Source organism: Flagellimonas maritima (assembly GCF_003269425.1).
GTDB lineage: Bacteria > Bacteroidota > Bacteroidia > Flavobacteriales > Flavobacteriaceae > Flagellimonas > Flagellimonas maritima.
Map to the genome: position 1 here is coordinate 1,554,839 of NZ_CP030104.1, position 24,533 is coordinate 1,579,371.

Here is a 24,533-nt window from a genome sequence, read left to right on the forward strand (position 1 = left end):
AAGATTATGTTTGGTAGACTATTAAATTAAAGTGAATAGAATACTTTTATTTTTGTGAATCTATGATGGAGAAATTAAAACAACTTAAGAATACAAAAGCATTAAAACATCTACTCTTTTGGATAGGTGTATTGGCTTATTTTGTTTTTACCGCTAATATTGAGGTATATACTGGTTACCTTCAAGTTATTGAGTTTAATATAATGGTTGTATTTACTCAAATCATCACAGCATACACTTGTATATATGTTCTAATCCCAAGATTCTTAGACAAGAAAAAGATTTCTCTTTTTATGATTTGGCTCTTAATACTGCTGATTGTGATGTTCGCGATTTACACCTTGTTTAAAACGTATTATTATGACCCTAAATATTATGACTCATTCAGTGAAATTGCCAAGTTCTATGCTCAAAAGGATTTTTGGTATCGTATCTCAAACGTTCAGGTTTTTTTCAGCAAAGTCATTAAATTTTTAACGCCAACTGTCTTATTAATAATCGCTGGTTTTTATCAAAAACAAAAGGAATTTATACAATTAAAGGAGCAAAAAAAGGAGGCAGAGCTTTCTGCCCTAAAGAACCAATTAAACCCTCATTTTCTTTTCAATACATTGAATAATCTGTATTCACTTTCTTTAGAAAAATCTGATAGAGCACCAGAAGTAATAGAACGGTTGTCTGAAATATTAGACTACCTCTTGTACAGATGTCGTGACAAGTTTGTTCCGATAACTAAAGAAATTGCACTTATTGAAAATTACATAGCCTTAGAAAAATTAAGATATGGTAAACGAGTGACTGTTAATTTTGAACATAAGGTTACCAACCATTTAAGCATTGCGCCATTAATTCTTTTGACTTTCCTGGAAAACGCCTTTAAACACGGCGTTGCACAGGCACTGGGGAATGCCAAAATTGAAATTTCACTAAATACTGACAATGGGAAAATTATATACATTGTAAAAAACACAAAACCTATTACCGAACATCCCGATATTGATAAAGTAAAAACAGAACCACTTGGCCTTGATAATGCCATAAAGCAGTTGGATTTAGTTTATGGCGAGCATTACGATTTACATATCGAGAATAAGGAAAACGACCATACAGTAACCTTAAAGCTTAACACAAATAATGTATAAGTGTATCATAGTAGATGACGAAGAGCTTGCAAGGAATCTTATCAAAAATCATCTAAAACAACTTAATGATTTTGAAATTGTTGCTATTTGCGAAAGTGCCATAGATGCAATCAATGTTTTGCTAGAGCACAAGGTAGACTTACTCTTTTTGGATATAGAAATGCCTGTTTTAAAAGGCACCGATTTCTTTAAAAACTTAGTGCAAAAACCACACGTAATCTTTACAACTGCTTATCGTGATTTTGCTCTGGATGGTTTTGAGCTAAACGCTATTGACTATCTACTTAAACCAATTACTTTTTCACGTTTTTTAAAAAGTATTGAAAAATTTAAAGTTACCGTAGGTAGGAAAAGTAATTCTGAAGAAGATGAAAAAGTAAAATATAAAGAAACCAAAAAAGACCACATTTTTATTAGCGTAGAAAGGAAAAAGATAAAGTTAAACTTTGATGAAATCATTTATGTGAAAAGCGTGAAAGACTATGTGCATATTCATCTGCACGATACAAAATATCTCGTAAAATATAGTTTGTGTAGCTTCTTAGAAAATCTGGATGAGCGCTTTTATCAAATTCATCGTTCTTACGTCGTCAATACTTCCAAGATTACGGCATACACTAAAAACTATATTGAAATTGATGATAAGGAAATCTCTATTGGAGAAAGTTATAGAGCAACTCTTTTGGAATACTTGAGTAATCATTAAAAATAGCAATCTGGATTTGAATTGAATGGGATTACCCAATCCGCCTCTTAATGAGAGTTTAGTTTACACACTCTAAAAGTCCTATAAAAGCTCGTTCGTTCAAGCAAACCTTTTACTGGACGGATACCAAAAACAAATTCATCAGGTAGCTCGCAGACTTTCTTTAAATATTCTTAGAACCAGGTCACGTTTCAAAAACCATAAAAGAAAGAATTATTTTGAATGAGACTTTAAAAAGTTTATTTCTAATTCAGGATTTATTTTTTGCCATCTTCCAGCTTTACCATCTTCTCGGTAAAACACACAGTTTTCATTTCTGTATTTTTCATCGGAAACATCATCTTTACAAGAGCTAAAGATTACAAATAGAAGTAGTAAATATTATATTTTCAATTTGGCAGATTGGCTGCATTCAAATGTGGCCCAACAGTTGTATATAGTTACCAGCTACTATATTTCCATTACATCTTTAACCATGACGCTTAAACCTCTAAAGGTGGTTTAATTTATAAATGTTACGGTACTACAAAACGGCCGTTTTCTAGGAGAGGATAAAAGACAGAAAAACATTTCTTTAAAAGTTCCATTCGAGGTCTCTTTTAGTAGTTTCGTTAATTGACCTCTTAGGGGGCTTAGATTACTTAATGTAATAGTGAAGTTAAAGCACCGAATAAATGTGATACTTTTTCGAAAATATACTTTGTAAAGGGTGAAGAAGTATTAAAATAGATCAATTTGTATCAAATAATACCAAGCTTAATTCAAAACAAGATTTGTGTGCAAATTGCTTGCAAATGAAAAAAGCTTCAAAAGTCAATAACTCTTGAAGCCCCTTGTTTACTGGGTGGAGAATACCGGAGTCGAACCGGTGACCTCTTGCCTGCCAGGCAAGCGCTCTAGCCAACTGAGCTAATCCCCCTTATTATACTCTAATCCCTTTCTCGGCTGACCGGTGACCTTCCCGAACCCTTTCGGGACGCTCTAGACAGCTGAGTTAATCCCCCGAATTTTAGAGAACCCAAAGGAAATACTTTTTGTAGAGGTATCAAAATCAAGACATAAAAAATCAACCACGAAATCTATATAGAATCTTCAAATTTATGTTTTCTAACTACCTATCGATCTGCACAATACTTTTTATAAGGTTAATAATTAATAGTGTATTGGCACTTCATCTGTTTCAAACACGTTATTTTTGAGCTCAATTTTGACTTTTTAGAGCACGGTGGCAAAAAAAAACAAAAAGTACAAATGGTTAAGACGTATGGCCAGAATTTTTCTTGTCGTACTTATATTCTTTTTTTGTCTTGTACTTTTTATCAGGAGCCCGTGGGGACAAGAAATCATTGTTGATAAGGTGGTAAACTATGTTTCTGATAAAACCAATACTAAGGTAGAGATTGACCGTTTGTTTATCACCTTCTCAGGGAACATATTTTTAGAGGGCCTGTACTTGGAGGATTTACAGGGCGACACACTGATTTACTCAAAGGCATTGGAGGCAAATCTTCCTATATCCCCTATTCTTTTCAAAAATGAAATCAATCTAAAATCATTGGAGTGGGATGGCTTGCGGGCCAACATCGAAAGGGGCAAAAATACGGAAAAGTTCAATTTTAACTTTCTGTTGGAAGCTTTTGCACCATCAGACTCCACTACCACCTCACAAAGCAAACCCATGTCCTTTGATATTGGTACGTTGGACTTTTCAAATTTTAATATTAAATACAATGACCAATTTCTAGGTCTCCAGAGCAAATTAAAATTAGGAGGGTTTTATTTGAGTATGGATTCTTTCAACTTGGAGAATATGCGTTTTAAGGCCACTGAATTCCAACTTGAAGATTCCCAGATATCCCACACCCAATATAAAGTTCTTCCAGTTCCCGAAGATACTACAGAAGTGGCACTGCCTTATTTTGAATTGGAGGATTTAAGAATATCGAAAGTGAAGGCACAATACAGTTCTGCACCAGATGACATTGAAACCTCTGTAAAAATCGGTGATTTTCAATTGGAAGACCCTAAAATCGATTTAGCTAAAAATGATTTTAAAGTTGATGAGCTAGCACTAATAGATTCCAATGTATTTTTAAAAATTACGGAGTCAAAAAATTCTGTTTCAGATTCCCTACAAAAACCCAATTCTACATCGTTTATATGGCCCGATTTTAAGATTGGTGCCAACGAAATAACAATGGAAAACAACATTTTTGATTATCGTTTGGGAAATTCACAGCGCAAAACCGGCGAGTTCAATCCCAACGCCATATTGGTTTCCAATTTGGATTTACAAGCGAGTGATTTGGTGTACCGACCCAAAAAAGCCGAATTACAATTAAATGCGTTTTCCTTTAGAGAAAAAAGTGGCTTTAGAACAAGGAATCTCTCTTTTAAGGCATCAGTAGACAATAAAGCATCATATCTCAGAAATCTCAATCTTCAAACAAACAATAGTTCAATCACAGGAAAACTGAGCTTGAATTATATCTCTGTCGATGAATTTTTGGAGAATCCTCAAACAACAAAAGTTTCATTAAGCTTTCCAAACATAAGTCTTGCACTGCAAGATGCTTATTACTTTCAGCCTGACTTGGCCAATAACATGTATATAGAAAAGGCTTCTGAAGATAAAATTACAGGACACTTAAAAGCGGATGGAACATTGGCCGATATTGAAATGCCGCTTCTAAATCTGGAATGGGGCAATACGACCTCATTAGTGGCCAGTGGTCAATTAAAAAACGTGACAAAGCCAGACTCCCTTCTCTTTGATTTGGATACTATTCAGATTGTTTCGACAAAAAAAGATATTGCAAAGTTCATTTCTGAAAATCAACTTGGAATTTCGCTGCCAGAGACCGTAAACATTAATGCAAATATTAGAGGTTCCTTAGAAAATATTTTGGCCGATGCCTCGCTTAAAACACCGGATGGGTCTGCACAAATTGAAGGAAATTATGTAAATAAGAATCAAATAGCATTTGATGTAAACCTAACAACCAATAACATAAGGCTGGATAAACTATTAAAAAACGAACAACTGGGCGGTATTTCGTTTAATATGCAAGCAGCAGCCAAGGGTACCAGCCTCAACACTTTGGATGCAGAATTACAATCAGAATTTTCGCAGCTTGAGTTTAAGGGCTATGATTTTTCAGGTCTTAGTCTAAATGGAAAAATAGTGGATGGCAATGGCGATATCAACTTTAGTTTTAAAGATGAAAATCTCAATTTTAAAGCAAAAAGCTTCGTAGAATTGGATTCCGTCGATACCAAAATCAATTTAAACCTAGATGTCATCGGAGCCGACCTATACGAATTGGGGCTGACACGTGAAAATATAAAAACTGGCCTAAATCTGAGAGCAGAATTTAATGGGGATACGGAGGACTTTTCCATCAATTCATCAATTTCTGAAGCTATTGCCGTTTACGAAGGAAACCAGTATCAAGTTGGTGATATAGATTTACGGGCGAATATTGATAAGATTACAACAGAAGTTGATATAAAAAGTACATTCCTAGAAGGTAGTCTTGAATCAAACACATCGCCCAAAGGGCTTAATGAAGCCTTAAAAAAACAGTTGCAAAACTATTTTTTAGAGACTTCTTCCCAAAATGCTGTAACGGATACGGTCAAACTTAAGGTCAAAGCATTACTCCGCCCGGAGCCGATTCTCACGGATGTATTTTTTAGGGATATCGAACGTTTGGATTCAATTTCCATAGATGCTGATTTTGATGGTAAAAACAAAACGTTGTATGCAGAATTGCATATGCCTTCTGCAACCTATGCTGGTAGTTCTATTGACAGTTTAAACGTACTTATTAAAGGAAACGCCACGGACTTAGCTTTTTCGGCAGGTATTTCCAAACTTGAATATAATCCTATTAAGATCAAGCAAACCTATTTTGAAGGAAACCTAAAAAACAAAAAGCTTTTATTGGATTTTATCTCTTTTGACGATCAAGAGAAACTGGCCCATATTGCCGCGGAGATGGTTCTGGCGAAGGACACCGTAAATCTAAAAATCGATCCTGAGGAACTAATTCTCAACAAAAAAGACTGGGCAATACCTTTGAACAACCAGATTTCCATTGCTAAGGGATTTCTAGAATTTCAGAATTTCAACTTAAGTAGAAACGCCCAACAGCTCACCATAAACAATCTAGCTGAAGAATCTGGAAAAGAGCGTATCGGTATTGATTTTTCAAATTTTAGGCTACAAGGCTTTTTGAGTTTGTTGAATCCAGACGAAGCATTGGCTTCGGGCAAGGTAAATGGTGATTTTGTTATAGAAAATCCTTTTGGGGCCACGGGAATTCTGGCGGACTTTGAAATTGATAATTTGAATGTCTTGGAAAATCCTTTGGGCAACCTCACTTTAGATGCAAAATCATTGGATATCAACTCTTATGATTTTAACCTTGCGATTGATGGGGAAAATGTGGATTTAGACTTGACAGGAGATTATACCGCTGCCAAAACGGGGGCCAAGCTAAATCTAGATTTGAATCTTGACAAACTTGGCATGTCCACTATTCAAGAATTTTCAAATGGAGCCATAAAAGAATCAAGCGGATATATTTCCGGGAATTTCGATGTGTCGGGAACCACCAAAAATCCTGAGTACGAAGGGGAACTAAAATTTAACCAATCTAGGTTTAAAGTCTCAAAATTCAATTCCCTTTTTAAAATATCCAATGAATCCATTTCACTGGACAATAAAGGCATTTATCTAAAATCTTTTGAAATTGCTGATGCCAACAATAATACCTTCAGCATGGACGGAAAGATAAACACAGAGGAAATTATCAATCCAACATTCGATCTTAAATTAGTTGCCGAACAATTCATGTTATTGAATTCTACCAAAGAGGACAATGAACTATTTTATGGAATAGCCAGTTTTGATGCCGATGTAACTGTAAAAGGAGATATACAATTACCAAAGGTAGAAGGGAGATTGCGAATCCGTAAAATTACCGATATAACTTATGTTGTTCCAGAATCACAATTGGATGTTGAAGAGAGGGATGGTGTTGTGATTTTTGTGAATCGAGAGAATCCAGATGCGATTCTAACACGCAATGACCAAGAAGAAAACGTTCCTGAGCTCTTTGAAGGAACCGATTTAGAGGCAATTTTAGAAATAGCCGATGATGCGGTCTTTAAAATTATTATTGATGAAAAGACAGGGGATAATTTACAGGTGTCCGGTGATGCAGAATTAAACCTGAATATAGATCCCAATGGAAGAATCAACCTTTCCGGACGTTACGAACTTAAGGACGGTCATTATGAAACCAGCCTTTACAACCTTGTAAATAGAAGGTTTGAAATCAATCCAGGCAGTACCGTTACATGGCAAGGCGAACCCACAAACGCAAAACTTGACGTTACTGCGATCTACTCTGTTGAAACCTCTGCATCACCTTTAATGACATCCGTTACCTCTGGACAAGATCCCAGCGTAGTAGGAAAGTTTAGGCAAGTATTGCCATTTTTCGTCTATTTAAATGTAGAGGGAGAACTTTTACAACCTAAATTGTCTTTTAGATTGGATATGCCAGAAGATTCCCAAGGAGCTATTGGAGGAGCTGTTTATGGGAAGGTACAGCAATTGAATTCCCAAGAATCAGAACTTAATAAACAGGTTTTCTCACTATTGGCCTTAAACCGTTTTTTTCCAAATTCAGGCAGTGATGGGAGTAGTGGTGGTACCGCAGCAATTGCCAGAAACAATGTAAACAAAGTATTATCTGGAGAACTTAATGCCTTCTCTGATAAGATTTTTGGCAAGAGCGGATTTGAACTTGACTTTGATCTTGACAGTTTTACCGACTATCAAGGTGAAACTCCACAAGATAGAACCCAACTGAACATAAATGCCAAAAAAAGATTGTTCAATGATAGATTGATTGTTACCGCGGGTAGCGCTGTTGATGTTGAAGGGAGTGCCCAAGCCGGACAATCGGAAACACCAATTATCGGGAATGTGAGCTTGGAATACCTTTTGACTAAAAACGGAATTTATCGTTTGCGGGGATTCCGAAAGAACGAATACCAAAATATTATTGACGGACAACTTTTTATAACAGGAATTGCACTCATATTTAATAAAGAATTCAATAGGTTTAGTGAACTTTTCAACCCTTTGAAGAACTCCCGGGAAAAAAGTGCGGATAAGAAGGATGATAAAAAAGAAAAGGAATAATGTAGCTATGTTGAAAAAAAGTCAAACATACTTTCTATTTGCCTTAGTTATGTCAATCGGGATTTATTCTTGTAGTGTACAAAAACTTATTCCCGAGTCCGAAGTTCTGTATACTGGTGCCGATTTAAAAACAGTTTCGGATACCAACATCAGAAATATAAAAAAGGTCAACGAAGAATTAAGCTTGATACTAAGGCCAAAACCGAATACAAAATTTTTGGGAATGCGATTGGGGCTATACTATCATTATAAAGCCCAAAAGGAAAATCCAGGCTTTATCAACAAATGGATGAATAAAAAATTTGGGGAAGAGCCAGTATATCTTTCAGACGTGGACCCTTTGCGGGTAGAAACGTTAATGCGCAACCGTTTGGACAATCGTGGTTTCTTTTACAGCAAAGTAACTTCAGAAATTGATAGTACCAGCAAATATGCAAGTATCGATTACACTGCATCTTTAGCAAGGCCCTATCTACTCGAAAAATTTAAGCTAGATTCAGATTCTTTGCCCATCTATGACGACATTAAAACTACACTATCAAACACAGAAATAAAAGAAGGCAACAGATTTGATCTTGAATTGATGAAATTTGAACGTGAGCGCATAGATGAACAGCTCAAACGTAAAGGATATTATAATTTCAATTCAGACTTTTTAATTTTTGAGGCAGATACGAATCAATACGACAATAAAAGATTTGATTTGTTTCTACGGCTAAAAAAGGATACTCCCAAAAAAGCCATTGTTCCCTATGTGATAGATTCCATAACCGTCTTCCCTAAATACTCCATAGAAAGCGATACGATACGCCCAAAAGCTACGTCGGTCAACGGAATCAATTTTGTTCAAGACGATGAATTTTTCAAACCAGAACGTTTGGAACCCTATATATTATTTGAGAAAGGCCAAAAATATAATCCTGAGACCGCGCGACTGACCAGTAACCGATTGTCTTCTATTGGTAGCTATAAATATGTGAACATTAGATTTACTGAGCGTGATTCCATTACAGCAGATAGCATTTCTAGACTTAGCGCAGATATTTATTTATCACCGCTAACAAAACGGTCAATACGTACCGAGTTGCAGGCCGTTACCAAATCCAATGGTTTTACAGGACCTGGAATAGCCGTTACCTATAGCAATAGAAACCTTTTTCGTGGTGGAGAAACATTGAGTATTACAGGAAGTTTTGCTTATGAGACACAAATATCGGGTGGTGATAATAGAGGCTTGAGCAGTATTGCGGGCGGTCTTAGCACCCGTTTGACCATACCTAGATTGGTCCCCTTTTCACCAAGCAGATTTAAATATGCAGTACCAAAGACAAATATAGGTTTGGGTGCAGAAATACTGAACCGTAGTCAACTGTATACATTAACATCCTTTAATACCTCTTTTGGCTATACTTGGAACGCAAACAGATTTGTTTACCACGAATTGAATCCTATCAGTATAAGCTATGTCAACCTTTTTGATACCACTGAAGAATTTGAAGAGATATTGGATGAAAATCCTGCACTCCGGAATAGCTTTGAGCAACAGTTCATTGCAGGTCTTAATTACACATTCACATATAATGAACTTGTAGATGAGAATAAAGATTTGCCTATTTTTCTATCCACAAGTTTTGACATAGCTGGCAACGCGCTTAACCTGTTGAGCGGCGGTCAGGAAGAAATTTTTGGATTGGAGTATGCCCAGTACGTTAAAGCAGATATTGATTTTCGGTACTATTTTAAATTTGGAAGGGAACAGGCATTGGTCACAAGACTTTATGCAGGAATAGGTGTTCCCTACGGAAACTCGAACACTTTGCCTTTTGTGAAGCAATTTTTCGCTGGCGGGCCGTATAGCGTACGAGCCTTTAGAATACGTTCTTTGGGACCCGGTAGGTTCACATCGGAAAATGATGGTACTACATCATTTTTTGATCAATCAGGAAATCTTCGTCTAGAAGGAAATTTGGAATACCGATTCCCGATTTTTTCATATTTAAAAGGCGCTCTTTTTGCTGATGCGGGAAATGTTTGGTTGACATATGATCCAGAAGTATCCGAAGATGAATCCGAAGAGGGCATCGCATTCAATGAAAGGTTGCGTACAGAAGGTAAATTTGGAAAGGATTGGGCCAAAGAATTGGGAATCGGTGTAGGTTTTGGACTAAGAGTGGATATTCAAAGTTTTGTTATCCGACTGGATTTAGCATCACCACTTCAAACACCTTTTTTACCCGAAGGGCAGCGCACAAGAATTCCATTCTTTGACGGGGGGAGCAACAATCTTGTTCTTAATTTTGCTATTGGATACCCTTTTTAATCCTTTTTCACACTTAGGATCAGTACCGGTATCGGTACAAAGAACTCTGATTTAAGTACGGTATTCTTCTCCCATAACTTTTTAAAGAAACCTCGTTTTCTTCTGAATACACAAAGTAAATCGGGGTTTTGGGACTGAAAATGTTCCAGTACACCTAAATATGTATTGGCATGTGAGGTCATGGTCAAATTTTGGCTTAGGTCAAGAAGCGCGGTATTGACCTGTAGGTCTTCCTCAGAATAACCAGGTCGTTTGACCAAGAGTAGATTTATACTAGCTCTAAATTTATCCTTGATTGCTATTAGTGGATTCAGGGTTCTACTCCTCTTGACAATTCCAGAACCAAAAGCAGTCATTATTTTCTTTATAGGCTTAAATTCCGTTCCCTTGGGAACGATTAAGGTAGGAATATTGGTTTGTTTTACTATTCTACCTGTGGTATTGCCCAAATAAAGCTCCTCCTCTATTGCATTGCTTCTTGGAGCTATAATAATCAGATCTATGCCCTCCGCCTTATTGATTTCTTTAAGGCCGTCTATGATATCACCATTATAGGTGGCTATTTTCAACTCTACGTTATTAGTGTTGACTTTATCTATAACCTCCCTTAACTGTTCTTTACTGCTCTTGGCCACCTTTTCTTTAACGTTCGCCAAACTCCCCGTTCCAGATGTAACAGTAAATACATCCATCACAAAAACCTTCGCTCCAAAGTTTGAGGCAAAGTTTATTGCATATTGAAGCGTATCCGATGAATTGGGGGAGGTTCCTATAGGTACCAGTATATTATTCATTGTATGGTGGTTATGATTATAGCTTAAATTTACGATTTAATTAAAACGAATCCATGATAAGACATGCAAAGATATCTGAAATTAAGGATATATTGAATCTAGCAAAGGTATGTGCCGAAAAAATGATAGCCAATGGAATTTATCAATGGAACGAACATTATCCCACCAAAAGCATATTTCTAAATGATATTGAAAGAAACGAACTCTACGTAAAAGAATACGATAAGAGAATAATAGGTACCATTGTTGTTTCTACATATATGGATAAAGAATATGTCCCTGTACAATGGTTGACCCCAAATGGTAAAAGTACTTACATTCACCGTTTAAGTGTCCATCCAAGTTTTCAAGGTCAAGGATTTGCCCAAGAAATGATGAGCTTTGCAGAAGAATATTCCAATCGTAAAAATTTTAAATCCGTTCGTTTGGATACATTTTCACAAAATAAAAGAAACCAGCAATTTTATGAAAAGAGAGGCTACGTAAGATTGGGGGATATTTTCTTTCCAAAACAAAGTACCCATCCTTTTCACTGTTATGAATTAGTGCTGTAACTTGCGGCAATCTTGAAAACAGCAGTCAATTTTAGAACCATAAACCAACTGGCAATTCCTGCAACTATTTCTGGAATCGCCGAACCCATACTTTCCATTACCGATACCGCAATTGTAGGGAATATCCCTGTTGATGGACTGGAATCACTGGCTGCGGCAGGAATCGTAGGTTCTTTCTTGTCCATGCTCATTTGGGTACTGGGACAGACACGAAGCGCCATTTCAGCCATAATATCTCAATATCTTGGTGCAGGAAAACTGGACCAAGTCAGGGATTTGCCGGCCCAGGCCATATTTTTAAATATTCTTTTGAGCATTGTACTGCTTCTATCTACAATTTTTGTTGTGGAAGAGATTTTTAGTTTATTTGAGGCAACGGGCAAAATATTGGAATACTGTGTTTCATATTACTCCATACGTGTTTGGGGATTTCCACTCACATTGTTCACCTTTGCGGTCTTCGGAATATTTAGAGGTCTCCAGAACACTTACTATCCAATGATAATTGCCCTGATCGGAGCGGTGCTGAATATTATTTTGGATTTTATTTTTGTTTACGGTATAGAAGATATTGTTCCGGCAATGTATTTGGAAGGAGCCGCGTGGGCCAGTTTAATTTCCCAAGCTGTTATGGCCGTTTTGGTGTTCATCCTACTGATAAAAAAAACCAAGATAAGCTTACGGTTGATTTTTCCGTTCAATAAAGAGATAAAACGCCTTATTATAATGAGTTTGAATCTGTTTGTTAGGGCTTTGGCACTGAACACGGCACTTATTTTAGCTGTTCGTGAAGCAACGGCACTTGGTGACAAATACATTGGCGCACATACCATTGCCATAAACCTTTGGCTGTTCGCAGCATTTTTTATAGATGGTTATGGTGCTGCAGGTAACAGTATGGGCGGAAAATTGTTAGGTGCTAAAAACTATAAAGGTCTCTGGAAACTTGCCAAAAAGATCATTACCTATGGTTTATTGATAAGTCTGCTCTTAATGTTGGCAGGATTTATTTTTTATAGACCTATCGGGCATATTTTTTCAAACGAACCGATTGTGCTCGAAACATTTTATGGTATCTTTTTTATAGTGATTCTGGGACTGCCCATGAATACCCTGGCCTTTGTTTTTGATGGACTCTTTAAAGGCTTGGGTGAAATGAAATACCTCAGAAACGTATTGCTTTCTGCCACATTTCTTGGATTTGTTCCTGCCCTTTACTTGGGTAAATATTTGGGATGGGGCTTCTACGCCATTTGGATAGCTTTTGTAGTTTGGATGGCCATTCGCGGATTTTCATTGGTGTGGAAGTTTAGAAAGAAGTTTAAGCCGTTATTGGGAAATATGTAATTTTGGATGAATGTTCAGAGTTCAGGGTTCAGAGTTCAGAAATGTACGAATCCAATTAACAAAACCAACAACGAACAACCAACATCTGTCATCTGTCATCTGTCATCTGTCATCTGTCATCTGTCATCAATTAACCAATAATAAAAATAAGTATGTCAACGACCCGACCCAACGGAAGCCTCTATACAAAAATTGAAAATCGAATAGCCACTGTTGAGTTTGGGCATCCTGCCAGTAATTCCTTTGTTTCTGAACTACTGGAGCGACTGTCGAACGAATTCAGAAAACTTTCGGACCACAAGGATGTATCCGTTATCGTTTTGAAGTCCGAGGGGGACCGAGCATTTTGTGCAGGAGCATCATTTGATGAATTGGTAGCCATTTCAAATCTAGAAGAAGGAAAGGCATTCTTTAGTGGTTTCGCCAATGTAATCAATGCCATGCGAGCGTGTCGCAAACCTATTGTTGGTCGTATACAGGGGAAAACAGTAGGCGGTGGCGTGGGCCTGGCCGCTACCTGCGATTATGTATTCGCCACAGAAGCGGCATCTATTAAGCTTTCTGAAATTTCCATAGGAATTGCGCCATTGGTCATCGCTCCCGCAGTAGAACGAAAGCTGGGCAAATCTGGCTTGGCAGAACTTTCATTATATCCAACTGAATGGAAAAATGCATATTGGGCCAAAGAAAAAGGATTGTTTTCCAAAGTCTATGATTCTATTGCAGAAATGGACAAAGAGTTGGATTTCCATACACAAAAACTGGCTTCCTATAATCCAGAAGCTTTGGTGAAAATGAAGCAGATTCTCTGGGAAGGCACAGAACATTGGGACGATTTGCTACTTGAAAGAGCGGAAGCTTCGGGAAAATTGGCACTCTCCCCAAATACTAAAAAAGCATTGGCGAAGTTTAAGAAATAGTATGGATATTCTTTCTTTCTTAAATAGTGATGTTATATTGCCATTGGTCGCGTTCACGGCAATCGTTATTTATTTGGTGACTCGATTTCGAAATAGAAAAAAATTTAAAAGATAGCCGAATATGGCCACAAACAAATATAGCATGTGGTTAATAATATACAGTATGTTTTTTGGTTTAGGGTTGGTGTTGCTCTATTTTTCGATACAGCAATATCAAAAAACCCAAAATTTAATATTGGATGGGATAAAGACCACCGCCATAGTTTCAGATGTGTTGACAAAACATGGCAGTGATGGTAATACGTATACCCCAATCTTTGAATTCAAGGACAGAAAAAATAAGTTAATGTTCTACAAAAGTCCAATAAGCTCCAATCCACCAGCGTACAAACGCGGTGAAAAGGTAAAGATCATTTATGACAAAACTGATAGTTCAACTGTTAAGACCATCTCATTTTGGGGACTTTACAGAACAAGTGTTATTTTGTTAATGGTAGCTGCGCCACTATTGATCATTGGTTCTTGCTATTTGTTGTACACCCTAAGGTAGGTTCATCACACAAATGCGTAACGGTTAATGATTATCTTTAAACACTCATGAAAAACATCATTTTACCAAAAGACAAAAAAATTTATTTTGCAAGTGACAATCATTTGGGTGCGCCCACTTCAAAAGAAAGCCTACCTCGTGAAAAGAAATTTGTGGCTTGGTTGGATTCCATTAAGCACGATGCTGCCGTAATCTTTTTAATGGGGGATTTGTTCGATTTTTGGTTTGAATACAAAACCGTTGTTCCCAAAGGATTTACCCGAACATTGGGGAAGCTGGCCGAACTCACGGATTCTGGTATTGAAATCAATTATTTTGTTGGGAATCATGATTTGTGGATGGATGGTTATTTTGAAGAGGAACTGAATATACCCGTTTACCATAAACCACAACAGTATCTAATTAATAATACTTCTTTTTTTGTTGGTCATGGTGATGGTTTGGGACCTTACGACAAGGGCTTTAAATGTATGAAAAAAGTGTTTACCAATCCTGTTGCCAAGTGGTTTTTTAGATGGTTGCATCCTGATTTGGGAGTTCGTTTGGCACAACATCTATCTGTAAACAACCGAATCATCTCAGGTGAGGCAGATGCTACTTTTCTTGGTGAAGACAAAGAATGGTTGATTCTATATTCCAAACGAAAACTGGAAAGCCAACATTATGATCACTTTATTTTCGGGCACCGCCACCTTCCCCTGGAAATTCAACTCAATGAAAAATCAAAGTATACCAATCTTGGCGATTGGATTTCCTATTTTACCTACGCTGTTTTTGATGGGGAAAAATTATCGCTTGAAAAATTGGAAGACTAGTCTTTCTCATGTTCTTCAACATCCTTGGATAAATCCAACCTTCTAAATGTTGGGGAAACCAATGCTGTGGTGGTCACGGTCAAAAGGGTCATGCAACCTCCAAAAACTACTGCCGATACTGTTCCCAGAAGTTTTGCGGCCAATCCGCTTTCAAAAGCGCCCAGTTCATTTGATGAACCTACAAAAATGGAGTTTACAGAGGCTACCCTGCCGCGCATATGGTCTGGCGTTTTTAATTGTAGAATGGTTTGGCGAATAATCATGGAAACCCCGTCTACGGCACCACTTAAAAATAAAGCCACAACGGAAAGCCAGAAGGATGTGGATATCCCAAAGACGATAATACAAACACCGAAAGCGAAGACGGCCAAAAGCAGTTTCTTTCCTGCGTATTTGTGTAATGGAAATCGGGTTGAGCCCAACATGGTAATGGATGCGCCTACTGCAGGTGCGGCCCTCAAGATACCGAAACCTTCAGAACCTACATGGAGAATATCCTGTGCATAAATGGGCAAAAGCGCCACGGCACCTCCAAAGAGAACCGCAATCATATCCAAGGTCAAAGCGCCAAAAATAGCTTTACTATTAAAGACGAATTTTAATCCGTCCTTCAAACTCTGAAAAACAGGCTCTCCAATTTTTGGATTTAGAATCGGTTTTCGGGAAATCTTGAAGAGCAGCAACAAGGCCATTAAAGAAAAGGCAAAAATTACACACATGGACCAGTGAACACCAATCCAGCTAATGCTAAATCCCGCCAAAGCTGGACCCAAGACAGATGCCATTTGCCAAGTAGAACTACTCCAAGTAGCAGCATTGGGATAAATTTTCTTTGGAACAATAAGTGCTATCAACGAAAAAATGGTAGGCCCTAAAAACGCCCTTACCAATCCTCCCAGAAAAACCAAGAAATAAATAGCGTACAGAATATTTGTTGGAGAGAAGCTTGTTTCCAAAGATGGATCGCTCAAAAAAAAGAGCCCTAAGCTAATGACCGAAAATCCAAGAATACACTTTATCAGTAGGTTTCGTTTTTCTTTCTGATCTACGATATGGCCCGCAAAGAGTGCCATCCCTACTGCAGGAATCACTTCCATTAATCCTATGATACCCAAGGACAGTGGATCTTTGGTCAAGGAATACACCTGCCACTCAATGACAATAAATTGCATGGACCACGCAAACACCATGGCAAAACGCACACCTAAAAAAATATTGAATTCCTTGTAACGTAATGCTGCGTAGGGGTCCATACTTACTTTACCGAATATCTCTAAGTTTTAGCTGAATACTGGTCTTTCCGTTCCACTCATTTTCATCCAAGGAAAAAACAGCATCGAACGAGTTTTTGTTTTTGATCCTATCCAGCCTGTCGCCTAAGTTAAAGCCAATTGCTCCAAAAGCAGGTGCCCCTTTTTGAAAAACCGATAATTTTATATGCTTTTCGTCTTCACCTACCCCTTTTCCATATCCCGTATCCTGAAGCTTTTCCGCCATAAAAACAGGAGTCATATTTCCTGGGCCAAAAGGAGCAAATTGGTTTATAATACGCAATAATTTATCATCAATTTGATGCAATTCAATTTTGGCATCGATTGCCAGGTCAGGTTCCAATAAGCTGGGGTCTATACTTTCGGAAACTACTTTTTCAAATTGTGCTTTAAATGTTTCGTATTGGTTTTCGAGAAGTGTCAGTCCCGCAGCGTATTTGTGCCCTCCAAATTGTTCCAAACAATTGGAACAGCCCTCCAAGGCATTGTATACATCAAAACCTTTTACGGAACGCGCCGAAGCAGCCAGCTTTTCTCCACTTTTTGTAAAGACCAAAGTGGGCCTATAGTACGTTTCCGTAAGTCGGGAAGCTACAATGCCTATAACGCCTTTATGCCAATTTTCATCATAGACTACAGATGTAAATCGGTTTTCCTCTTCGTTTTCTTGGATTTGCACTAAGGCCTCCTCTGTAATTTGTTGATCAAGATTCCTTCTATCCAAATTGAACTGCTCAATGGCAGCCGCAAATTTTTCAGCACTGTTAAAATCAGTTTCCACCAATAAGTTCACGGCATGTTGGCCATGCTCCATTCTTCCTGCTGCATTTATTCTTGGTGCTATAATAAAAACAACATCCGTAATGGTAAGCGATTTTTTCTTTATTTGATTAATGATTGCCTTAAACCCAATCCTTGGATTAGAATTGATCACGTGCAGTCCATAGTAGGCCAGAACCCGATTTTCCCCTGTTATCGGCACAATATCCGCTCCAATTGCGGTTGCCACTAAATCCAAATATGGAATAAGTTCATCAATATCTCCCCCATGTTTTAAAGTGAGCGCTTGTATCAATTTAAACCCTACGCCACAGCCACAGATTTCTTTATAGGGATACTGGCAATCTTCTCGTTTAGGGTCGAGAATTGCGACCGCATCAGGAAGCATTTTCCCTGGCCTATGGTGGTCACAGATAATAAAATCGATTCCATTTTCTTTTGCATATGCAACTTGTTCAATAGCTTTTACACCACAGTCCAAAGCAATAATCAACGTAAAATCATTGTCCGAGGCAAAATTGATTCCTTGTATCGATACCCCGTACCCTTCTGTATAACGGTCAGGTATATAGGTAGCAACATTGGGGTATTGTTCCAAAAGATAGGATGATAGCAATGCGACTGATGTTGTCCCGTCCACATCATAATCTCCATAAACCAAAATGTTTTCATTGTTAGCCATGGCCGATTCAATCCGTGCTACCGCTTTATCCATATCCTTCATCAAAAATGGGTCGTGCAGATGGGAAAGTTGTGGGCGAAAGAATGATTTCGCTTCATCGTAGGTAGTTATTCCTCTTTGTAGTAACAATTGTGCCACCAATCCATCAACCTTCAAATCTTTGGAAAGTTGGTCAATGTTTTTTTGAGCAGGTTTGGGCTTTATGGTCCAGCGCATGGTTCTAAAGTTCAAGTGCAAGTTTTAAGTTCAAACTCAAGGCTAAAGTTCAAAATTTACTTTTGTTTTTAATGATGGTTGCAAAAATCTTAATTAATTGTTCTATCTCGTCGAGTAATTTTATCCGTACTTCCTCGGAGCCATAATGAATTTTACTCATAATTCTTAGGTTTACCCTCGACTCTTTTAGTTCTTTTAGTGCTAGTGAAAGCTTATAAATATAGTCTCTATCCGAGTTTGTTCCTTGCGCCTCACCAAAATTAAGTGCTGAGCTACCACCAGACCTTAACAATTGGTTTCCATAGTATTGACCCATAAAATCATTGGGTAATTCTTTACAAAAAAGGGCTATATCTGCCGCAAACGATACTAATCTATCTTCTAGGTCAAACTTTCTATTTTTCATATGTTCTACGAAAAACAAGCTTGGGTTTGAGCTTGAACTTGAACTTGTATTTAGGTTTTCAGCTTGGGTTTGAGCTTGAAAAATATATTTGAATAGTTACAAAGCTTATAAATATTTATGAATCTGCATAGTTTCTAAACTTGCGCTTTGAAATTGTACTTGAAATTTGAGCTTGAACTTAAAACTTGTATTTGAACTTTGAGTTTGTATTTGTGTTTATCCATGAAAAACCGTCTTAATCTCCAACTCCGCGAACTGTCTGAACATTTCCATAACACCACAATATTTTTCTACGGATAGGTCAATAGCTTTTTGTAATTTCTCTTGATTCAGATTTGCACCGTGAAAGTGGTATTCTATAGTTACGGTATCATAATACTTAGGGTGCTCATCAGTTAAGTTGGCGATAGTTTCAATATGAAACCCGTCCACTTCCAATTTCATTTTTTTAATGAGCGAGGCAACATCCAAACCCGAGCAACCGGCCAAAGAAGATAGCATCAGTGCCTTTGGACGATAGCCATCACCCTTTCCCCCGTCTTCTGGGCTTGCGTCGATTCTCAATGTTTGGCCCGAAGGATTATTACTTTCGAAGGCCATTTCCCCCAGCCATTTGGTAGTGATATGATTTGTCATGATGTCAAATTTTTGTTTCTTGTAGCTTCCAAAAATACAATTAATACATACATCTATGGCATTGGTAAACCCGCTTGATCCCAAACATGATTTAGAGACTAAAAAATTGGCCGAATTCTTTAATGAGACGTTGGGCTTTTGTCCTAACTCCATCTTAACGATGCAACACAGGCCCGCTATTTCTAAGGGATTTATCAATCTCAATAAGGCAGTCATGGCCAATGAAGGTAGGGTTACCTCAGCGTTAAAGCGCATGATTGCATGGGTAAGCAGCAATGCCACGGGATGTCGTTATTGCCAAGCACATGCCATTAGGGCTGCAGAGCGCTATGGCGCAGAGCAGGAACAGTTGGACAACATTTGGGAGTACCGAACCCACCCTGCTTTCTCTGAAGCTGAACGTGCAGCTTTGGATTTTTCCCTCGCCGCCTCCCAAGTTCCAAATGCTGTGGATACAGAAATCAAAGCAAGACTCTACGAATATTGGAACGAAGGTGAAATTGTGGAGATGCTCGGTGTAATTTCCTTGTTTGGTTATTTAAACCGCTGGAACGATTCTATGGGTACCTCTATCGAGGAAGGTGCCATAGAAAGTGGAGTACAGTATTTGGGAAAACATGGTTGGGAAGAAGGGAAACATGATGGGAGTAGCTATTAGATTATAGACGTTAGACCGCTTCGCTTTTAGATTTTTCGATTTCTTGATCTACATCAAGTTTTGTTGCAATGCTAACCGTGAACTTTGCCAAAAAACAAACATATGGCAGCATTGGTGCTCACATCGGAAAATCAAATTCAGCGATTAAATCATATTCTAAACACTGTAAAAAAGCATCAAACCTTAGATTTAACTACGCTAAAAACACCCCCTAACCCACAAGCCTGGAACATTGTTGAAGTTATTGCACACCTTAATATTGCCTATGGCAAGTATGTTGAGAAAATAAATGATGCCCTGGCGAAGTCGGCAGATATTGAAAAAGAATCTGAAGGGTTTAAGGCAAGGCGTTGGCAAAAGTTTGTTTTTGAAGGACAACGACCTAAAAATGGAGTCAGAAAAATGAAAATGAAAACGATGAAACGTTTTGAGCCTTTATTGGATAAGACTGAATTGACGGAAGAAAAAATAGATGAGGTATTCGATGAATTTTTTGACCTGCACAACCATTTTAAGCAATCTATCTTAAAAAGCAGGAACAAAGATGTGACCAAAATCAAGATTACATCGGCAATTGGTCCCATTGTAAAATTCTATCTTCCCGAAGCTTTTGAATTTTTGCTCTGTCATTTGGAGCGGCACATGGTACAGATCGATGAAATTCTGGCGTAATACGTTTTCATTTTTCTACTTTCAGTTTTCATTGACTATAGTCGATATTAGCTATTTTTAGATACCCTATAGTCTGAGTCCATGAATGATGAAACTTTTCTTCGCTTAAAGTGTTTTTTTTCAGCTGTTACGTTTACGCAAGAACAAGAAAATTATTTTAGGTCACTTTGGTCTTGCAAGACATTTGACCAATATGATTTAATTACCGAGGCGGGCAATACCGAACGCTACTTTTATTTTGTGCTCGAAGGGGTGCAGGCCATCTATATTCTAAATGAAAAAGGAGAGAAAGTTGTTTTGGGATTTTCCTATTCTGGAAGCCCTTCCGGAGTTTTTGATTCTTTTATTTCCAAGCAACAGTCCTCTACTTTTTTGGAAGCGCTAAAACCTTCAAAATTGCTTGGTATCACATTGACCGATTATCAGGGGTTATTTGAAAAGATTCCCGACTTCAACATCTGGGGGCGTTTGTTTTTTCAAAATATATTATTTGGGCGTTTACATCGGGAAGTGGAACTTTTGACCCTATCCGCCGAGCAGCGTTATGTCGCTTTCATGCAACGTTGTCCAGAAGAATTGAAAGTAATTCCCCAAAAATATTTGGCCTCTTATTTAAATATGAAACCAGAAACATTTAGCAGACTTCGCGCTTCAATAAATTACTAATTTAATGGAACTTCTTGGACAGCTATTGTTGAACTAGGTTAATATTGACATAGATTAAAGTACGTGAGTGCGTTAAAAAACCCCTACTTTGTAGTCATATTTGTATTTTGTCCAGTATGAAAATCATTCTTAAGCTTTTAAAAAATATATACAAAAATGCTCTTAAGAGCATTGCTTTCTACCCTATTCTAATAAGTGCCTGCTTTTTCTTTTTTGCCATTTTTTGTCTATCCATTGAAAACTGGGATGTTGTAATTTCCATAAAGGAAGAGGTTCCTTTTCTATTTATTCAAGATTATGAGACTGCACGATTAATATTGTCAACTTTTATAGGGGGGATTATTTCCTTGACCGTTTTTAGCTTTTCAATGGTCATGGTGGTTTTGGGTCAAGCCTCATCAAATTTCTCGCCTAGGCTTCTACCAGGACTGGTTTCCAATAAGAAAAACCAGATGATTTTGGGCGTATATATCGGTACGCTCTTGTATTGTATCATTATTCTTATTTCTTTAGGGGCTTATGGGGTAGATTCCAATTCACTTGGGCTTTCCACTATGTTCTCGGCCATTTTTGGTGTGGTTTGTATCGTTCTTTTTGTGTATTTCATTCATCATATTTCAAAAGCCATACAAATTCACAATATCATAGATCGCATATTTAAAAGGAGTGAAACAATATTGCAGTTGGAACACGCAGAATTTAAAGGAAATAAAACTGGGTTGAAATATATAAATGTGGAGGGTTCTTCGGAAATAAAAAGCGAACGTTCAGGTTATTTTCGTGGTTTTGATATCGATTTGATGGAAGAATCAATCAAAAAACAAAACAATCAGATTACTATTGTTCCTTATGTCAATCAACATATTTGGGAGGGAATGACCATTTTAAAGTTAAAGAACCCAACCTCAGATGAAGAATTGGAAAACCTGATGCTCTGTATTCATATATCTTCCAATAGACATGCAGGAAATAATGCAATTGGTGGATTGATTGAATTGATGGAAATTGCGGTCAAAGCTATGTCTCCTGGAATAAACGATCCCGGAACAGCAATAGATGCCATAAACAAACTTGGTATTTTACTGGCTAAATTAATGCAACTTCCCCCGCACACCTCTGAACTCATTGCCAGTGGGCATTGTACTCTTTTACAAAACAATATTCCCGCAAAGGAGCTTATGCGAATTTTGATCCAACCGATACGTTTGTACAGCAAGCACGATAATGCGGTTGTTCTTGAACTGATCGGGGCCCTAAAATTTGCAAAAAACGGTACTGGGGTTTCTTCGGAAAATTCAGGTGCGATAGTCTCAGAATTGAAAGCTCTTAAAATGGACGTTAAAAAAAGCATTGAAAATAGACTCGATAGAAAAAGATTGCTTTCTCTTTTGGATGAAGAGCTTGCCTAAAACTCGATTGCTGAATGTTTCCTAAACATCTTGGCCAGTAACCAGTATTTTTGAAATCTGTTCTTTCAATTTGGGTAAAACCTCAATCTCGAACCAAGGATTTTTTGAGCGCCAAAACCGATTTACTGGTGAAGGATGTGGTAAAGGAAAATAATTGGGCAAAAATTCTTGATGGTTTGCCACGTTTTCAGTTAGATTCTTCTTTGAGCTTTTTTTTAAGTAAGCATCTTGGGCATACTTTCCAATTAAAAGTATAATCTGCACTTCTTTCAACTGTGACCAAACTAAATTATGCCAAAGCGGCGCACATTCTTTTCGCGGTGGCAAATCCCCTGTTTTTCCCTTTCCTGGATAGCAGAAGCCCATAGGAAGAATGGCGAAATTATCTTCATCATAAAATTCCTTTTCATCGACACCAAGCCAATCCCGAAGGGCTCTTCCACTTGGGTCGTCCCAAGGTTTATGGTGAACGTGCGCCAATCGACCTGGAGCTTGGCTCAATAGAACAATTTTAGACTTTGCAGAAAAAGAAACTATGGGTCTAGGTCCTAAGGGAAGGTGTTCTTTGCAGACTTCACATTTTCTAATATTGGTTAAAAGTTCCTGCATAGCTAGGTGGTTACAATTGTTTTTAAGAGGTATATAGTGAGCATTCCCCAAAAAGTCCCCGTAGCCATGCTCAAAATAGCCAAGACAATGGCATGCGGCATCCATTTTTTTTGATAAGCTGCTGTTACCGCAGGTGCTGTTGCTATTCCGCCAACATTTGCCATACTGGCTATGGGAACCCAGGCCATATGTATATTCATAAGTTTAGCTACCAACATCATAAAAACAAAATGACCCAAAAGCCAAATAATTAAAAAACCAAAAAATGACATATCGAAGCCCAAGGTTTCAAAACGGAGTTTTAATCCCAAAATGGCCATTACCCCTAAAATTAAGATTCCGCCTGCCTTTAGTGAAAATTTAAAATTCCATTTTGGAACAAAGTTTCCCAAAGCCAACCCAAAAACAGAAAGCAAAACAACCTGCGCTACAAAACTTTCAATTATCCAATTTGCCAAAAAGACAACTGCCAATAAAATAAGTATTGTCAACCCTTTTGAAATTGGTTTTTTTGTATCTGTCCGTATTTCCTCCGGCAGTTCTTTATCAGTGATCTTAAAAAAGGTGTTTATTCGATTGCTTTTTTTGATAAATTGAAACATAAGAATTGTCCAGATATTCACAAGAATATTATCCATTACCAAAACGGAAAGAAAGATTGATTCAGGACATTCCACCAATTCCTTTAATACCAATTGACTAGTGCTGCCTCCTATCCAACTGCCAACAATGGGCGGAATCCCCTTCCAAAAACCATTGGCCGTAAGCGTCTCCGATACCAAAACCGTTTCTGAAAAGCCAAACAAAAAGACCACTGGAAAAAGAGCTATGAAAATTGACCCAGAGACAAAAAGAAGAATCGGCTTGTACCCTATGGCCTTCAATTGCCCCAAAGATAGACTCGCCATGACCGAAATAATGGTCAATGGGATAAAGAAGCTCTTACTGTATTCATGTATGCCAGCTTGAGAAAAGTCATGGTTCAATAAAAATGATGTTACCGCTGGAATCAAATATGCCAAAAGAATTGCCGGCACCCAATCAAAAACAGACTTTATGTATTTGTTTTCCCAACGGTCGAGAAAGTAAACCAATGTTACTGTAAAGAGCGTAATCAACCACGGAATCAAGGTCATAATATTGGATTGGCGAACTAAATA

The 24,533-nt window shown here is 37.7% G+C and carries 20 protein-coding genes and 1 tRNA gene; 13 read left to right on the forward strand and 8 right to left on the reverse strand.

The window, feature by feature from the left end; translation table 11 throughout:
* Nucleotides 1–62: 62 nt before the first annotated feature.
* A complete protein-coding gene (locus HME9304_RS06895) occupies nucleotides 63–1,142 on the forward strand; it encodes a sensor histidine kinase (protein ID WP_112377885.1) in 1,080 nt (359 codons plus the stop codon).
* The gene (locus HME9304_RS06900; RefSeq protein WP_239023410.1) at nucleotides 1,135–1,848 is read left to right on the forward strand and encodes a LytR/AlgR family response regulator transcription factor; all 714 of its coding nucleotides are present in this window, start codon (nucleotides 1,135–1,137) and stop codon (nucleotides 1,846–1,848) included. Before HME9304_RS06895 ends, HME9304_RS06900 begins: the two co-directional genes overlap by 8 nt.
* Before the next feature lie 845 nt (nucleotides 1,849–2,693).
* Here HME9304_RS06900 and HME9304_RS06905 read toward each other — a convergent pair.
* A tRNA-Ala gene (locus HME9304_RS06905) sits at nucleotides 2,694–2,767 on the reverse strand.
* A 345-nt stretch (nucleotides 2,768–3,112) separates the two neighbouring features.
* Between HME9304_RS06905 and HME9304_RS06910 the strand changes: the two genes are divergently transcribed.
* Together HME9304_RS06910 and tamL are read left to right on the forward strand one after the other, a co-directional pair.
* Nucleotides 3,113–8,068, forward strand: coding sequence for a translocation/assembly module TamB domain-containing protein (locus HME9304_RS06910; protein ID WP_123877383.1), 4,956 nt, complete (start codon nucleotides 3,113–3,115; stop codon nucleotides 8,066–8,068).
* 49 nt (nucleotides 8,069–8,117) lie between these two features.
* On the forward strand, nucleotides 8,118–10,388 hold the full coding sequence (gene tamL, locus HME9304_RS06915; protein ID WP_239023411.1) for a translocation and assembly module lipoprotein TamL: 2,271 nt from the start codon (nucleotides 8,118–8,120) through the stop codon (nucleotides 10,386–10,388).
* Here tamL and HME9304_RS06920 read toward each other — a convergent pair.
* Nucleotides 10,385–11,182 (reverse strand): universal stress protein, encoded by a 798-nt coding sequence (locus HME9304_RS06920; RefSeq protein ID WP_112377888.1) that lies wholly within the window; start codon nucleotides 11,180–11,182, stop codon nucleotides 10,385–10,387. The two genes, tamL and HME9304_RS06920, sit on opposite strands and share 4 nt — an antisense overlap.
* Before the next feature lie 53 nt (nucleotides 11,183–11,235).
* Here HME9304_RS06920 and HME9304_RS06925 point away from each other — a divergent pair, with 53 nt between their 5' ends.
* From HME9304_RS06925 to HME9304_RS06945, 5 genes are all read left to right on the forward strand, one after another.
* Nucleotides 11,236–11,736 carry a GNAT family N-acetyltransferase gene (locus tag HME9304_RS06925; RefSeq protein ID WP_112377889.1) on the forward strand — a complete coding sequence of 167 codons (501 nt, stop codon included), beginning with the start codon at nucleotides 11,236–11,238 and terminating at the stop codon, nucleotides 11,734–11,736.
* Nucleotides 11,737–11,748: 12 nt separating this feature from the next.
* On the forward strand, nucleotides 11,749–13,083 hold the full coding sequence (locus HME9304_RS06930; RefSeq protein WP_112377890.1) for an MATE family efflux transporter: 1,335 nt from the start codon (nucleotides 11,749–11,751) through the stop codon (nucleotides 13,081–13,083).
* Nucleotides 13,084–13,235: 152 nt separating this feature from the next.
* The gene (locus HME9304_RS06935) at nucleotides 13,236–14,003 is read left to right on the forward strand and encodes an enoyl-CoA hydratase/isomerase family protein (RefSeq protein ID WP_112377891.1); all 768 of its coding nucleotides are present in this window, start codon (nucleotides 13,236–13,238) and stop codon (nucleotides 14,001–14,003) included.
* Nucleotides 14,004–14,124: 121 nt separating this feature from the next.
* Nucleotides 14,125–14,553 carry a DUF3592 domain-containing protein gene (locus HME9304_RS06940; RefSeq protein WP_112377892.1) on the forward strand — a complete coding sequence of 143 codons (429 nt, stop codon included), beginning with the start codon at nucleotides 14,125–14,127 and terminating at the stop codon, nucleotides 14,551–14,553.
* A 47-nt stretch (nucleotides 14,554–14,600) separates the two neighbouring features.
* Nucleotides 14,601–15,368, forward strand: a complete 768-nt coding sequence (locus tag HME9304_RS06945) for a UDP-2,3-diacylglucosamine diphosphatase (protein ID WP_112377893.1) — start codon at nucleotides 14,601–14,603, stop codon at nucleotides 15,366–15,368.
* Here HME9304_RS06945 and HME9304_RS06950 read toward each other — a convergent pair.
* The 4 genes from HME9304_RS06950 to HME9304_RS06965 form a co-directional block, all read right to left on the reverse strand.
* Nucleotides 15,365–16,621 (reverse strand): MFS transporter, encoded by a 1,257-nt coding sequence (locus tag HME9304_RS06950; protein WP_112377894.1) that lies wholly within the window; start codon nucleotides 16,619–16,621, stop codon nucleotides 15,365–15,367. The genes HME9304_RS06945 and HME9304_RS06950 overlap by 4 nt on opposite strands.
* Nucleotides 16,622–16,628: 7 nt before the next feature.
* Nucleotides 16,629–18,317: a single-stranded-DNA-specific exonuclease RecJ gene (recJ, locus tag HME9304_RS06955; RefSeq protein WP_112377895.1), complete on the reverse strand. Its 1,689-nt coding sequence runs from the start codon at nucleotides 18,315–18,317 to the stop codon at nucleotides 16,629–16,631.
* A gap of 49 nt (nucleotides 18,318–18,366) precedes the next feature.
* Nucleotides 18,367–18,723, reverse strand: coding sequence for a four helix bundle protein (locus HME9304_RS06960; protein ID WP_112377896.1), 357 nt, complete (start codon nucleotides 18,721–18,723; stop codon nucleotides 18,367–18,369).
* A gap of 216 nt (nucleotides 18,724–18,939) precedes the next feature.
* The gene (locus HME9304_RS06965; RefSeq protein ID WP_112377897.1) at nucleotides 18,940–19,359 is read right to left on the reverse strand and encodes an OsmC family protein; all 420 of its coding nucleotides are present in this window, start codon (nucleotides 19,357–19,359) and stop codon (nucleotides 18,940–18,942) included.
* A gap of 55 nt (nucleotides 19,360–19,414) precedes the next feature.
* On the opposite strand from HME9304_RS06965, the gene HME9304_RS06970 reads away from it, so the two are divergent.
* The 4 genes from HME9304_RS06970 (at nucleotide 19,415) to HME9304_RS06985 (ending at nucleotide 22,764) form a co-directional block, all read left to right on the forward strand.
* Entirely contained in the window at nucleotides 19,415–20,017 is a 603-nt protein-coding gene (locus HME9304_RS06970) for a carboxymuconolactone decarboxylase family protein (protein WP_112377898.1), read from the forward strand.
* An 84-nt stretch (nucleotides 20,018–20,101) separates the two neighbouring features.
* The gene (locus tag HME9304_RS06975) at nucleotides 20,102–20,689 is read left to right on the forward strand and encodes a DinB family protein (RefSeq protein WP_112377899.1); all 588 of its coding nucleotides are present in this window, start codon (nucleotides 20,102–20,104) and stop codon (nucleotides 20,687–20,689) included.
* An 81-nt stretch (nucleotides 20,690–20,770) separates the two neighbouring features.
* Nucleotides 20,771–21,355 carry a Crp/Fnr family transcriptional regulator gene (locus HME9304_RS06980; RefSeq protein WP_112377900.1) on the forward strand — a complete coding sequence of 195 codons (585 nt, stop codon included), beginning with the start codon at nucleotides 20,771–20,773 and terminating at the stop codon, nucleotides 21,353–21,355.
* A 116-nt stretch (nucleotides 21,356–21,471) separates the two neighbouring features.
* On the forward strand, nucleotides 21,472–22,764 hold the full coding sequence (locus HME9304_RS06985; protein ID WP_112377901.1) for a DUF2254 domain-containing protein: 1,293 nt from the start codon (nucleotides 21,472–21,474) through the stop codon (nucleotides 22,762–22,764).
* A gap of 21 nt (nucleotides 22,765–22,785) precedes the next feature.
* Here the strand turns inward: HME9304_RS06985 and HME9304_RS06990 are convergent, their stop codons facing one another.
* Together HME9304_RS06990 and HME9304_RS06995 are read right to left on the reverse strand one after the other, a co-directional pair.
* A complete protein-coding gene (locus tag HME9304_RS06990) occupies nucleotides 22,786–23,373 on the reverse strand; it encodes a uracil-DNA glycosylase family protein (protein ID WP_112377902.1) in 588 nt (195 codons plus the stop codon).
* 2 nt (nucleotides 23,374–23,375) lie between these two features.
* Complete coding sequence (locus HME9304_RS06995; protein ID WP_239023412.1) at nucleotides 23,376–24,509, reverse strand: DUF819 family protein; 1,134 nt, start codon at nucleotides 24,507–24,509, stop codon at nucleotides 23,376–23,378.
* Nucleotides 24,510–24,533 lie beyond the last annotated feature (24 nt).